General features: G+C 45.4%; 16 protein-coding genes. 2 read left to right on the top strand and 14 right to left on the bottom strand.

What is annotated here, in order from left to right; translation table 11 throughout:
* From AB4503_RS10020 to fkpA, 9 genes are all read right to left on the bottom strand, one after another.
* The coding region (locus AB4503_RS10020) for a GTP-binding protein (RefSeq protein ID WP_240798929.1) at positions 1–143 on the bottom strand (143 nt) is incomplete at its 3' end.
* Positions 144–290: 147 nt separating this feature from the next.
* Complete coding sequence (gene fusA / locus AB4503_RS10015) at positions 291–2,387, bottom strand: elongation factor G (protein WP_017061101.1); 2,097 nt, start codon at positions 2,385–2,387, stop codon at positions 291–293.
* 166 nt (positions 2,388–2,553) lie between these two features.
* Positions 2,554–3,024 carry a 30S ribosomal protein S7 gene (gene rpsG / locus AB4503_RS10010; RefSeq protein WP_010435163.1) on the bottom strand — a complete coding sequence of 157 codons (471 nt, stop codon included), beginning with the start codon at positions 3,022–3,024 and terminating at the stop codon, positions 2,554–2,556.
* A gap of 107 nt (positions 3,025–3,131) precedes the next feature.
* Positions 3,132–3,506, bottom strand: a complete 375-nt coding sequence (gene rpsL / locus AB4503_RS10005) for a 30S ribosomal protein S12 (protein WP_004737194.1) — start codon at positions 3,504–3,506, stop codon at positions 3,132–3,134.
* Positions 3,507–3,688: 182 nt separating this feature from the next.
* Positions 3,689–3,964, bottom strand: a complete 276-nt coding sequence (tusB, locus tag AB4503_RS10000; RefSeq protein ID WP_048659145.1) for a sulfurtransferase complex subunit TusB — start codon at positions 3,962–3,964, stop codon at positions 3,689–3,691.
* Between the two features lie 8 nt (positions 3,965–3,972).
* Positions 3,973–4,329 carry a sulfurtransferase complex subunit TusC gene (tusC, locus tag AB4503_RS09995; RefSeq protein ID WP_372104552.1) on the bottom strand — a complete coding sequence of 119 codons (357 nt, stop codon included), beginning with the start codon at positions 4,327–4,329 and terminating at the stop codon, positions 3,973–3,975.
* A complete protein-coding gene (tusD, locus tag AB4503_RS09990) occupies positions 4,326–4,715 on the bottom strand; it encodes a sulfurtransferase complex subunit TusD (protein ID WP_372104549.1) in 390 nt (129 codons plus the stop codon). The genes tusC and tusD overlap by 4 nt, the downstream gene beginning before the upstream one ends.
* Positions 4,709–5,434, bottom strand: a complete 726-nt coding sequence (locus AB4503_RS09985) for a transcriptional regulator (protein WP_004729851.1) — start codon at positions 5,432–5,434, stop codon at positions 4,709–4,711. Before AB4503_RS09985 ends, tusD begins: the two co-directional genes overlap by 7 nt.
* Positions 5,435–5,639: 205 nt before the next feature.
* Positions 5,640–6,416 carry an FKBP-type peptidyl-prolyl cis-trans isomerase gene (fkpA, locus tag AB4503_RS09980; protein WP_017061105.1) on the bottom strand — a complete coding sequence of 259 codons (777 nt, stop codon included), beginning with the start codon at positions 6,414–6,416 and terminating at the stop codon, positions 5,640–5,642.
* Positions 6,417–6,547: 131 nt separating this feature from the next.
* Here fkpA and AB4503_RS09975 point away from each other — a divergent pair, with 131 nt between their 5' ends.
* Entirely contained in the window at positions 6,548–7,432 is an 885-nt protein-coding gene (locus AB4503_RS09975) for a WD40 repeat domain-containing protein (RefSeq protein WP_372114495.1), read from the top strand.
* Positions 7,433–7,437: 5 nt separating this feature from the next.
* Positions 7,438–7,665: a SlyX family protein gene (locus AB4503_RS09970; protein ID WP_009848930.1), complete on the top strand. Its 228-nt coding sequence runs from the start codon at positions 7,438–7,440 to the stop codon at positions 7,663–7,665.
* Positions 7,666–7,845: 180 nt separating this feature from the next.
* Here the strand turns inward: AB4503_RS09970 and AB4503_RS09965 are convergent, their stop codons facing one another.
* From AB4503_RS09965 to kefG, 5 genes are all read right to left on the bottom strand, one after another.
* A complete protein-coding gene (locus AB4503_RS09965) occupies positions 7,846–8,811 on the bottom strand; it encodes an isoaspartyl peptidase/L-asparaginase family protein (RefSeq protein WP_372114491.1) in 966 nt (321 codons plus the stop codon).
* Between the two features lie 217 nt (positions 8,812–9,028).
* Entirely contained in the window at positions 9,029–9,619 is a 591-nt protein-coding gene (gene slyD, locus AB4503_RS09960) for a peptidylprolyl isomerase (protein ID WP_017066208.1), read from the bottom strand.
* Positions 9,620–9,713: 94 nt separating this feature from the next.
* Entirely contained in the window at positions 9,714–9,914 is a 201-nt protein-coding gene (locus AB4503_RS09955) for a YheV family putative zinc ribbon protein (RefSeq protein WP_019825339.1), read from the bottom strand.
* 156 nt (positions 9,915–10,070) lie between these two features.
* Positions 10,071–11,867: a glutathione-regulated potassium-efflux system protein KefB gene (gene kefB, locus AB4503_RS09950; RefSeq protein ID WP_017068828.1), complete on the bottom strand. Its 1,797-nt coding sequence runs from the start codon at positions 11,865–11,867 to the stop codon at positions 10,071–10,073.
* Positions 11,854–12,438 carry a glutathione-regulated potassium-efflux system ancillary protein KefG gene (gene kefG, locus AB4503_RS09945; RefSeq protein ID WP_010435196.1) on the bottom strand — a complete coding sequence of 195 codons (585 nt, stop codon included), beginning with the start codon at positions 12,436–12,438 and terminating at the stop codon, positions 11,854–11,856. The genes kefB and kefG overlap by 14 nt, the downstream gene beginning before the upstream one ends.
* Positions 12,439–12,446 lie beyond the last annotated feature (8 nt).

The raw sequence follows: 12,446 nt of genomic DNA, 5'->3' as shown, positions 1-12,446 counted from the left end.
GCGAAATCTTTAGCAACACCGCCGTATACTTTTGCAAGAGTAGTACAGATAGCAGCAGTTAGAGTTGTTTTACCGTGGTCAACGTGGCCGATAGTACCAACGTTTACGTGCGGTTTCGTACGTTCAAATTTTTCTTTAGACACAATCGTGTTCCTTCCTAGTTATGATTCGCCACGTTCATTATTGAGCGAGACGCGCCAGAAATTGCTATTTTATGCGCCAACTCTCGTTAGCGCAATATTTGGACGCATTGTTCTTTCAAAAAATGAAAAAAAATGCCTTCCTTTTGTTTAACCACGCTCTGCAATGATTGCTTTTGCAACATTGTTAGGCACTTCAGCGTACTCACTAAACTCCATAGAGTAAGAAGCACGACCTTGTGTCGCAGAACGTAAATCAGTTGCGTAACCGAACATGACAGACAACGGAACTTGTGCACGAATTATCTTCAGGCCAGCTGTCCCCTCGTCCATACCTTCGATGATGCCGCGACGACGGTTAATATCGCCAACAACGTCACCCATCCAATCTTCTGGAGTAGTTACTTCAACTTTCATCATAGGCTCAAGCAGAACCGGTTGCGCTTCAAGTGCACCCGTTCTGAAAGCCATAGAGGCAGCGATTGTAAACGCCATCTCACTTGAATCTGTTTCATGGTAAGAACCATCATATAGTGTAGCTTTGATATCCAAAACTGGATAGCCAGCAAGCACACCATTGTTCATCTGCTCTTCAACGCCTTTAGCAACTGAAGCGATAAACTCTTTCGGTACGATACCATTGGCAATTTCATCCACAAAGACAAAGCCTTCGCCAGCTTCTGATGGTTCTAGTTTCAGCCATACGTGACCGTACTGACCTTTACCACCATGTTCACGGATAAATTTACCTTCCGCTTTCGCTGTACCACGAATAGTCTCACGGTAAGCCACTTGCGGGTTACCAACGTTGCAGTTCACGCTAAATTCGCGCTTCATACGGTCAACGATGATATCTAAGTGTAGTTCACCCATACCAGAAATCAGAGTCTGGCCAGTTTCCGCATCCATATCAACGCGGAACGATGGGTCTTCCGCTGCTAGTTTACCTAGAGCGATAGTCATTTTATCTTGATCAGCTTGAGAGCTTGGCTCTACAACGATCTGAATAACTGGGTCTGGGAACTCCATGCGCTCAAGAACAATCTTATGGTTCTGGTCACAAAGGGTTTCACCAGTAGTCACATCTTTCAGGCCAATGATGGCTGCGATGTCACCTGCTCGTACTTCTTTTACTTCTTCTCGCTTGTTTGAGTGCATTTGAACAATGCGACCTAAGCGTTCACGTTGTTTCTTCACAGAGTTATAAGCTGTTTTACCGCTTTCAACAACACCAGAGTAAACACGGATGAAAGTTAAAGTACCAACGAATGGATCTGTTGCAATCTTAAATGCTAGCGCTGAGAACGGTTCTTTGTCGTCTGCGTGACGCTCTGCTTCGTTCTCATCTTCATCGATACCTTTAATTGCAGGTACATCGACTGGAGAAGGAAGGAAATCAACAACTGCATCTAGAACAGCTTGTACACCTTTGTTTTTGAATGCACTACCACAAGTAGCAAGTACGATTTCATTATTAAGGGTACGAGTACGAAGACCTTGTTTGATTTCAGCTTCTGTTAGTTCACCTTCTTCAAGGTACTTATCCATCAGCTCTTCATTTGCTTCTGCAGCAGCTTCAACAAGTTCTGTACGATATTCTTCAGCCATTTCTTGCATGTCTGCAGGAATATCTTCGTACGTGAAAGTCATGCCTTGGTCAGCTTCATTCCAGTTAATTGCCTTCATCTTGATAAGATCGACAACGCCTTGGAAGTTTTCTTCAGCACCAATGTTCAGTTGAATTGGAACAGGAGTTGCGCCTAAGCGGTCCTTGATCTGTTCAACTACGCGCAAGAAGTCAGCGCCGGTACGGTCCATTTTATTAACGAAAACCATACGTGGAACTTGGTACTTATCAGCTTGACGCCATACTGTCTCTGACTGAGGTTCAACACCAGATGAGCCACAGAACACAACAACTGCACCATCAAGCACACGCAGAGAACGTTCTACTTCGATTGTGAAGTCAACGTGTCCAGGAGTGTCGATGATGTTAATACGGTGGTCCGAGAACTGAGCTTCCATACCACGCCAAAACGTAGTGGTTGCTGCTGAAGTGATCGTAATACCGCGCTCTTGCTCTTGCTCCATCCAGTCCATGGTTGCTGCACCATCGTGAACTTCGCCGATTTTGTGAGAAAGACCGGTATAGAACAGAATACGTTCACTTGTGGTTGTTTTACCTGCATCTACGTGAGCAACGATACCGATATTACGGTATTGCTCTATAGGAGTTTTACGAGCCACGGTTGAATCCTCTTATTAGAGACTTAGGGACTATTGCTATGTCTAGATTAGGCGTTAAAAGCGATGCTTCGCTAAAAATTGCTTGCCCTAGAAATAGCAATAGTTCCTAGCATAAGCATAGGAACTAAAGAAGTGCTGCAAGGAACCTTGCAGCACTAAAAAGGTATTACCAACGGTAATGTGCGAACGCTTTGTTTGCGTCAGCCATGCGGTGAACGTCTTCACGTTTCTTAACCGCAGTACCTTTGTTCTCAGACGCGTCTAGCATTTCAGCAGCTAGGCGTTGAGCCATAGATTTTTCACCACGCTTACGCGCAGCTTCAACTACCCAACGCATAGCAAGAGCGTTACGGCGAACCGGACGAACTTCTACAGGTACTTGGTAAGTTGAACCACCTACACGGCGAGATTTAACTTCTACCGCTGGGCGAACATTTTCAAGAGCTTCTTCAAATACAGCTAAGTGGTCTTTACCAGACTTCTCAGCCATTGAATCTAGTGCAGTGTAAACGATTTTTTCTGCAGTAGATTTCTTTCCGTCAACCATAAGGATGTTAACGAATTTTGCCAGCAATTCAGATTTGAACTTAGGATCTGGAAGGATCTTACGCTGACCTATTACGCGACGACGTGGCATGGATATTCTCCGTTGTCTTCTTCAGGTTTTTTCCAAAACTTTTCAGAATAATAAATAAAATAGTGTTTGGCCTTACTTAACGATTTCTTTTTAAAAAAGAGAATCAATTAAGACTTAGGACGTTTCACACCGTACTTAGAACGACCTTGTTTACGGTCGTTAACGCCAGCACAGTCAAGTGCGCCGCGAACAGTGTGGTAACGAACACCCGGAAGGTCTTTTACACGACCGCCACGGATTAGTACAACACTGTGCTCTTGTAGGTTGTGGCCTTCACCGCCGATGTACGAAGTTACTTCGAAACCGTTAGTTAGACGTACACGACATACTTTACGTAGTGCCGAGTTAGGTTTTTTAGGTGTAGTAGTGTAAACACGAGTACATACACCACGTTTTTGTGGGCACGCTTCTAGTGCAGGCACGTTGCTTTTAACAACTTGCTTTACACGAGGCTTGCGAACCAACTGGTTAATAGTTGCCATTAACTAGCTCCTGAAATTTACTTGAAAGTAAGCTTTGTGAAAAATCTATCCCTAATCACAAGTCGTAATTAGGGACGCAAAATTCTATTCAGCAGTGGGAGGTGTGTCAAGAAATATACAGATCTTTTTTAGCCGTCTAGAGCTCAGGATGGTCTAATTTTAACCAAACTGATAAAACACGCTTACCAAGTCACTGATTTGTCTTTCAAAACCGTCAGTTTAACGAAGCCATCGAAGTCAACTTGATCAATGGTACTTGAGACAAGTAGTTGTAAACCTCGGCTATCGAGATCTGGTTTTAACACCGACACCTGCTCTACTGCGCAGATTTGAGTGAATAACTCATGATTAGGAAGGCAAACATACACTGCATCTTCCACCAAAAGGAACTGGTCCTGTGGCTGAGAATAGGTCAATGCAAGTTTAAGCTTGTCGACTGATTTTACGATATGAAGCATAGCGTCCCCTAGAAAGTCAGGATCTGTTGGCACTGAGCTAACTTCTGCGTTAACTCGTCGGCTTCAACGGTGGTCACATCGATTAGCAGGTTGTCTGCTGAAAGACCAAACTGACTCAGACTACGCTGACACACATACACCTGTTCGATGTCGTACAGGTCCATAAGTTTGAATGCGGAGATGTAGTCACGCGATAGTATTTCGTCGGGCTGCTGCGCTTTGAGAAGCTGTGTCACGCCATCACCAACAAAGAACACGGCAATGTCTTCACTATATGCGGACGCAGCAAGCAGGGCGTCTAACCCTTCTCTACCCGCAGCGGTCGTATGAGGGAAACTGTTAAATATAAAGGCTAACTTTCTCAAAACTGCACAACCCTATCTTGCGTTAGTAGCGCTTCCGATAAGCTCCCTAATCCGGCTTGAGTAAATCCAGTGGCTAGGTTAGAGGCACTTAGTTGATGTTGCTCTGCTTCTTCAAAGCTAATCACTCCGCGTCTTAGCGCAGCTGCCACACAGGTTTCAAGGCTAACATCGTGTTCATCAGCCAGCTTTTGCCAAGCAGAAGCTAAATCAAATTCATCGTTAGCCGGTACGGTAAGGTCTGAGCCGTTACTGACGCCATCTTGATAGAAGAACACACTGTGAAGTTTGTGGCCCTGTTTAATCAGAGCCACGGCAAACTGGTAGGCACTTCTTGCTGACTGTGAGCCATAGACTGGCCCATTCACTAGGAGTGTATAGCTTAGCAACCCTCTTCATCCTCTGTTTTACGTTGGCGGATGTATAGGTACACGGTGTGCTTAGAGATGTTCAGTCGCTCAGCAACGCGGTTGATCGCGTCTTTAATATCGAAAATACCTTTGTCGTACAGCTCCATCACGATCTGACGGTTCTTAGTATTGTTCGATACCGATTTGTCAGCGTTAATTTCTTCAATGGTGCGTTCAACCGTTTGGTCGACAAGTTCTTCAACGTCACTAGCGAAGTTAACCGATGATGCGGCTTCGTCTGCGTCTTGTGTAGGCATGAACGATTGCAGCACTTGTGAGAATGGCGCGTCTAGATTCACGTTAATACACAGTAGGCCAATCACTCGGTCTTCACCGTTGCGGATAGCAACCGTGATCGACTTCATCAACACTCCGCCTTTAGCGCGAGTGAAGTATGAACGTGAGAAGTTACGCTTAGAACCTTCAATATCTTTTAGCATCTTCAATGCAAGATCGGTAATCGGCGAGCCAACCTGACGACCTGTATTTTCGCCGTTGGCAATTTTAATCGCAGAAGTATTGAGGTCTTCTAAAGAGTGCAAAACGATTTCACAAAACGGACCAATAAGGCTCGCAATACCGTCAACAACGGCCTCATAAGATCTTAGAATGATTTTATCGTGTTCACTGAATGGCATAACGTGGACTGATTCCATTTCAAGTAACACATCTGCATTGACTGTTTCTGTAGTAGTCACTTATTCCTTACCTTCGTGTGAAAAATCAACAAATTTATGTAAGTTTATCAGAAAATTTTAATTGCACACCTAGCTAACATTGCAACTAGTGATTTAGAACAAGTTTAAAAATCAAATACTCATCTTCAAATCATAAAAAAAGCCTAACTCAAAGTTAGGCTTTTTATTCAATCAACGTATTTTAGTACGAGGCTTTTAACCGATATTACTGTGCAGGAGCTGCTTCAGCGTTATCGATGTTTAGTAGTTCTACTTCGAATACTAGCGTTGAGTTAGCAGGGATAGTCGGTGTGTCTTGCTCACCGTATGCTAGCTCTGGCGGGATAACGAACTTGTACTTAGAACCAACTTGCATCAGTTGTACGCCTTCAGTCCAGCCTGGGATTACGCGGTTTAGTGGGAATGTTGCTGGTTCGCCACGATCGTAAGAGCTGTCGAACTGAGTACCGTCTGTTAGCGTACCTTTGTAGTGTACTTGAACGGTATCAGTGTCTTTTGGAGAAGCGCCTTCACCAGCAGTCATTACTTGGTAAAGTAGACCAGATTCAGTTTGCTTAACGCCTTCAGTTTTAGCGAACTCAGCGCGGAAGTCATCACCGGCTTTCTTCACTTCTGCAGATTTTTCTGCCGCTTGTGCTTGCATCGTTTCAGCAACACGCTTGTCTAGAGCTTCAAGAGCTGCGCGAGTTTCTTCTTCGTTAAGTGCTGTTTTCTCTGCGAATACGTCTTCGATACCTTGAAGAACCATATCTTTGTCTAGGTTGATACCCAGCTCGCTTGGCTTATCAATGCTTGTGCTTAGGTAGTTAGCGAAAGATACACCGATTGCGTAAGCCGCTTTGTCATCTTCTGTTTTAAAGTTTACTGCTTCAACTTTAACTTCTTCTACCTGTGGAGCTTCTGCCTTTGGTTCTTCTTTCTGACAACCAACTGCTAGCATAACCGTTGCGGCAAGCAGTGATACTTTTAAAACTGATTTCATTGAATTCTCCAATTAATGGCCAAGCCATTGGTTATTGTGCACAAATCTAATGATTAGATTGGTGTGAATACGTTAGTTATAACAATATACTAGTCATATGTCTTTCGACACAAACCGGATTATTAGATGTGATGCGAATATTTTTCCACTCATTGCTATGTACAATTGTCATCACCTTGTTAAATGGTTGCTTTTTCTTCCAAGATGATGAGCAGCGTTGGGAAATTGAGCCCAATGGTGCCACCAGCTTTGCACTCAGCAGAGATGGACGCTTCGCCCTGCTCTACTCTCAGCAAAAGCAACTGCTCCTTTGGGACCTCGCCGAAGACCAAGAGTTGGCTCAGCTTGGTCCACAAGACCAGTTAGAAAACCAAGTATCGCGTATCCGTATCTCCGACGGCTTGATTCGCGATGTCGATATCTCTAGCAATGGTGAAAAAGTACTGCTTGGCCTTTCTAATGGAAAAGCCATCTATGTGGACTTAGTCACCGGACGCCGTCTGGAGTTCCTTGCTCACCGAGAAAAAGTGAATTCAGTCTCCCTTTCTTCTAATGGCCGCTACGCATTATCAGGCGGCAACGACTACAAAGCTTACCTTTGGGATACCGAGTCGGGCTTGGTGTTGCGCACCTTTGAGCATGAACAAAGAGTAGTACGAGTCGCGCTACAACGCGATGGTGAACTGGCTTTTACCTCTGATGGCGGCAATCAAGCGATGATTTGGGATCTTGAAACGGGCGAACCTCAAGCGCAATTGCAAAGCTGGTCTCGACAGTTGATTTTCTCGAGTGCGCGTTTTTCTGATGACGGCAGTATGTTGGTGACGGGCACACCATCCAGCCAAGTGAGTGTGTGGAATACTCAGGATGGCAAGCGAATTTCTCGCCACGATGCTGAGCCATTAAAAGATGCTCGCCCTCCTCGTGCGGTAGTGTATGATGCAGCCTTTGATGATAAGAACCGTGTGATATCGGGCACCTCTGCGGGCATTGCCCAAGCTTGGAATGTGGATTAAGAACGATGACAGAAAAGCGAGTTGAACAACTAGAAAGCCGCGTAAATGACCTAGAGTGTCAGCTAGCTTTCCAAGAACAGACCATTGAAGAACTCAATGAAGCGCTTAGCCAACAACAAATGTTAATCACGAGAATGCAAGATCAGATGAAGTTCGTGGTTGGCAAAGTAAAAAATATGGATGGCTCTAATCTAGCTGACGCATCAGAAGAGACGCCACCTCCACACTATTAAGTGCGGTTCAAAATAACCAATTAAACCTAACGACGCATATCGTTAGTTTCTCGTCCTCAATGTGTAAACACATTTCAGGACGGGACATAGAAAACTAAGAGGGCGACAGATACTTATCTGTCGCCCTTTTGTTTATTTCATCTCAGTGAATAGGCTAAAGCCAATTAAGCCGATACCAACTTAGTCGTCGGCATAAATCTTCACTTCAACACGACCTTGAGTATCAACGCTTGCACGATACATTCCTGAGCTGTTCATACCAAAATGTATATCGCCTTGGCCATCGATAGCGATCAAGCCACCTTCTCCACCCATGGTTTTCAATTCACCTTGAATGATCGTTTCACAAGCGGTGTGCACATCTTCTTTCAGATAACGCATTCGTGCTGCGACATCACTGGCGACCATTTTACGTAGGAAGAACTCACCCATCCCGGTTGTTGAGACGGCAACATTGCCATTTTCAGCGATGGTTCCTGCACCAATGATCGGAGAGTCACCCACACGACCGTATTTCTTATTGGTCACGCCACCGGTACTGGTTGCTGCCGCTAAGTTACCCGCTTGGTCTAATGCGACCGCACCAACCGTGCCGTACTTTTTATCGTCAGGGTATTTCTCAGCTTGCTGCTGATCATATTTCGCTTCAGACAGAACAAAGATGCCTTTCTCTTTCATCGACTGAAGTTGGTCATAGCGGCGCTCAGTAAAGAAGTAGTCTTGCTCGGTAAAGGTGTAGTCATGCTCAAACGCAAACTTCTCGGCACCTTCACCAATCAGCAACACATGGTCGCTTTTCCGCATCACATCACGTGCAAGCTCAATTGGGTTTTTGATATGGCGAACGCCTGCAATAGCACCTGCATCCATTTCGCGGCCATGCATCACAGAAGCGTCCATCTCAACAAATTCATCATGCGTTAAAACAGAGCCCCTACCGGCATTAAAGTGCGGGCTGTCTTCCATCACCTTAACCGATGCCACTACCGCATCCAGAGCATCACCACCCGATTGCAATATTTGATAACCAGCCAAAACCGATTTTTCCAAAGCCTCGGTAATACCCGCTTTTAATTCATAGCTCATTTGCTCGCGCAAGATGGTTCCTGCACCACCATGAATGGCAATTGAAAAAGGCTGTGACATACAAACTCTCCACTGACGTCGTCTTATAATGTTGTGCTATCAATACCACATCCATGGTTCGATGTCTGATAACGAAAACCAAACTTTTACGAATGCTTAGATTTGCGGACACTTAGTTTGGTAGAGAAAAGCGAGGTCAAAAAGCGAGACTCCTAAACGCAAAAAGCCTCCACAAGGGAGGCTTTCAAGATTCTTAAACTAAACCGTTAATTCGGTATTAGTGAGAACCACAGCTACCGCCGCCGCAGCAGCCGTCTTTTTTCTCTTCACCCTGGTCATGGCCTTCGCCACCACAGCAACCGCCTTCGTGGTCATGATCGTGGTCGTGACCGCCACAGCCGCCTTCTTGGTGTACGTGACCGTGTTGAACTTCTTCTTCAGTCGCTTCACGAACCGCTACAACTTCAACGTCAAACGTTAGAGTTTGGCCAGCTAGCATGTGGTTACCATCAACAACAACTTCGTCGCCATCTACTTCAGTAACTTCAACTGGGATTGGACCTTGGTCAGTATCCGCTAGGAAACGCATGCCAACTTCGATTTGCTCAACACCTTGGAATACGTCAGCAGGAACACGTTGAACTAGTGCGTCGTTGTGTTCGCCGTATGCGTCTTCTGGAGTAACAGTTGCAGAGAACTTGTCGCCAGCTACTTTGCCTTCAAGCTCTTTTTCAAGACCTGTAATTAGGTTGTTGTGACCGTGAAGGTAATCTAGTGGAGCTTCTGCAGTTGATTGGTCAACTACTACGCCATCTTCAAGTTTCACTTGATATGCAACACTAACTACTACGTTCTTTTCAATTTTCATGAGAGCTCCAAGGAGGTTTGGACTAAGCTCGAACAGTTGAGCTTAGGAAAAATTCTGTACCGGGATATTATGGGGATCAATTAACGAAACTCAATCATTCTGGCTTAAAAATACCGATCATTTCTTGATTCGCGTGTTCAGATTTCTCTACAGTTTTCGGTTTACGCTGTTCTGTGAAGTCACAATCGACACATTCCACCAGCTCGATATTATTTTCAATCCACCAACGGAGTGTGTCTTGAGTACTGCAACTTGGGCAGCTTGCCCCTGCGATAAAGCGTTTTTTCTGTTTCACGTTCATATCCTTTACTACTCTGGATTCGCGGTTCTTCCCACTCACTTTATTGATAAGTTAAGCAGAGACCGCGTTTATTATTAGGTTAGTTCTATAGTCTGTTATTTCTATGCCCAAGCTCTATTTCTAAGCTCAAGCATGAGTTATCACTTCAAGCTACTGCCAATAGTTTCGAGATTGGTGATCGTTTTCCATCTCGTGTCCAAAGATCTCTTCAAGTTCTTTACGAGCCTCTTTCGCTCTTTGGGCTAACTCGGCATCTTCGTTATGCTGAGGCAGCAACTCTTTCAGCATACCATTATCCAACTTTCTAAAGTGTGCTTCTGCTCGCTTCGCTTTATATGGATGCATGCCAAGTTCAGTCAATGTTTGACGACCTAAATCCAATGCTCCAAGGAAGGTTTCACGCGAATAGTTACTCACACCGTGGTTAAGTAGTTGATACGCTTCAACACGGCTTCGTGCACGCGCCAAGATCTTTAAGCGTGGGAAGTGCTGCTTACATAAATCGACGGTTTTCATGATTTCATCAGGGGAGTCAGTACACAACACAATCGCCTCTGCTTTATCAGCACCGGCTGCGCGTAATAGCTCTAGGTGAGTCGAGTCTCCGTAAAACACCTTGTAGCCGAACTTTCTAAGGATGTGTATTTGGCTGGCATCACTTTCAAGGACAGTGATACGAATCTTGTTGGCATACATCAGACGACCAATGATCTGACCAAAACGACCAAAGCCCGCAATAATCACTCGAGGGCTGCGATCAACCACATCCGAAGACATCGCACTTTCACTGATTTGATTAAGCTGACGTGCAAAGAATCGGTCTTGCAGTTTAAGCATCAATGGCGTGGTCACCATAGAAAGGCTCACAACCACCAGTAAGAACGACACTTGTTCGCCACTTAAGATGCCTTGCGCACTCGCCGCAGTAAAAATAACGAAAGCGAACTCACCACCTTGGCTAAGGATCATCGCCATTCGGCTGCGTGCTTTAGCTTGAGTGCCGAAGATACGAGCCAGCGCATACAGCACCAAACCTTTCAATACGACTAGCGACGACACTGCAATAAGTATTGCGAATGGGCTTTCTGCCAGTAGACCTAGGTTTACCGCCATACCCACAGAGATAAAGAACAGACCAAGCAGTAAACCTTTGAATGGATCAATCGCGATCTCAAGCTCGTGTCGATATTCACTTTCAGCCAGAAGTACGCCCGCTAGGAAGGTACCTAATGCCATCGACAAGCCAATCCGTTGCATGATCACAGCAATACCAATCACAAGTAACAGCGCCGCGACGGTGAATAACTCACGCACACCACTCATCACTACGTATCGGAAAAGTGGTCTCAACAAGAAGTGGCCACCGACCAGTAGGCCAATCACGCCACCCAGCATCCACAGCATGTCAGCCCAGCTACCGCCGGTATTACCCGCAAGTAGAGGCAACATTGCTAGCATTGGAATAACAGCGATATCTTGGAAAAGCAGTACTGCAAAGCCCGACTGCCCTGCTTCTTTGCCGCCGAGCTCTCGCTCTTCAATAACACGCAAGGCAATCGCAGTCGAAGACAGCGCCAAACCCATACCTATCACGAGACTGGTTTGCCAGGTTAATCCGAATAGACAGGCGATGGCGGTAATAATCAAGGTGGTGATCAACACTTGCGCCCCCCCTAAGCCGAGAATAGGCGCCCGCATCTGCCACAGTTTTTTCGGGTTAAGCTCTAAACCAATAAGGAAGAGCAGCAGCACCACCCCGAACTCTGAGAAATGTAGAATGGCCTCTACGTCACTGATTAGGCCAAGCCCCCATGGACCAATAGCGACACCCGCTAATAAGTAACCTAATACTGAACCTAAGCCTGCTCGCTGCGCGATAGGAACCGCAACCACAGCCGCCGCTAAAAATATAGCGCTACTTTGTAGGAAATCATTAGTCAGAGCCATCATTCGCTCCTATATCTTGTAGCGGATCTCGCAACCAATTTCGATATTCTTCAGCGTGTTGGTAACGCGTCATATCCGAGACATTTCTAGCCCAATGTAAAACTAAAGGTGACATCCAGTGCATCTGGCACAAAGCGGCAGTTAGCTCAAACGGTTGCAAGATCTCTTGTAAGGGATACTTATTATAGCCTGCAGCACCAAACGCCTCTTCTTTACCACCCGTGGTGATAACACTGCGCCAATGCTTACCCTTAAGTGCACTTTGCTCACCAAACGCAAAGCCCTTGCCTAATACTCGATCAAACCACTCCTTCAATAACGAAGGACAAGAATACATAAACAGAGGATGCTGGAACACAATCACATCGTACTGCAGAAGCAGTTCATGCTCATAAGGCACATCAATAAAGAAGTCAGGATAGAGGGCATAAAGATCGTGGATTTTAACATTCCCAAGCGACTCTATCTTTTTAACCATGATCTGGTTAGCGATAGAGGTTTGCGGCTCTGGGTGCGCATAGATCACTAATACCTTTGGCACGGGTTTGTCTATCGAGGGAGTAATACTCATTCCTTTGA

The organism is Vibrio sp. 10N.222.55.B11 (assembly GCF_041473705.1).
Lineage (GTDB): Bacteria > Pseudomonadota > Gammaproteobacteria > Enterobacterales > Vibrionaceae > Vibrio > Vibrio crassostreae_C.
Note: the sequence above shows the minus strand (reverse complement) of the source record. Positions and strands in the feature narration are given on the sequence as shown.

Coding starts and splice junctions, on each gene's coding strand:
- rpsG (WP_010435163.1), bottom strand. CDS start 3,024: ATGCCACGTCGTCGCGTAATAGGTCAGCGTAAGATCCTTCCAGATCCT.
- rpsL (WP_004737194.1), bottom strand. CDS start 3,506: ATGGCAACTATTAACCAGTTGGTTCGCAAGCCTCGTGTAAAGCAAGTT.
- tusB (WP_048659145.1), bottom strand. CDS start 3,964: ATGCTTCATATCGTAAAATCAGTCGACAAGCTTAAACTTGCATTGACC.
- fkpA (WP_017061105.1), bottom strand. CDS start 6,416: ATGAAATCAGTTTTAAAAGTATCACTGCTTGCCGCAACGGTTATGCTA.
- AB4503_RS09975 (WP_372114495.1), top strand. CDS start 6,548: ATGCGAATATTTTTCCACTCATTGCTATGTACAATTGTCATCACCTTG.
- AB4503_RS09970 (WP_009848930.1), top strand. CDS start 7,438: ATGACAGAAAAGCGAGTTGAACAACTAGAAAGCCGCGTAAATGACCTA.
- AB4503_RS09965 (WP_372114491.1), bottom strand. CDS start 8,811: ATGTCACAGCCTTTTTCAATTGCCATTCATGGTGGTGCAGGAACCATC.
- slyD (WP_017066208.1), bottom strand. CDS start 9,619: ATGAAAATTGAAAAGAACGTAGTAGTTAGTGTTGCATATCAAGTGAAA.
- kefB (WP_017068828.1), bottom strand. CDS start 11,867: ATGGCTCTGACTAATGATTTCCTACAAAGTAGCGCTATATTTTTAGCG.
- kefG (WP_010435196.1), bottom strand. CDS start 12,438: ATGAGTATTACTCCCTCGATAGACAAACCCGTGCCAAAGGTATTAGTG.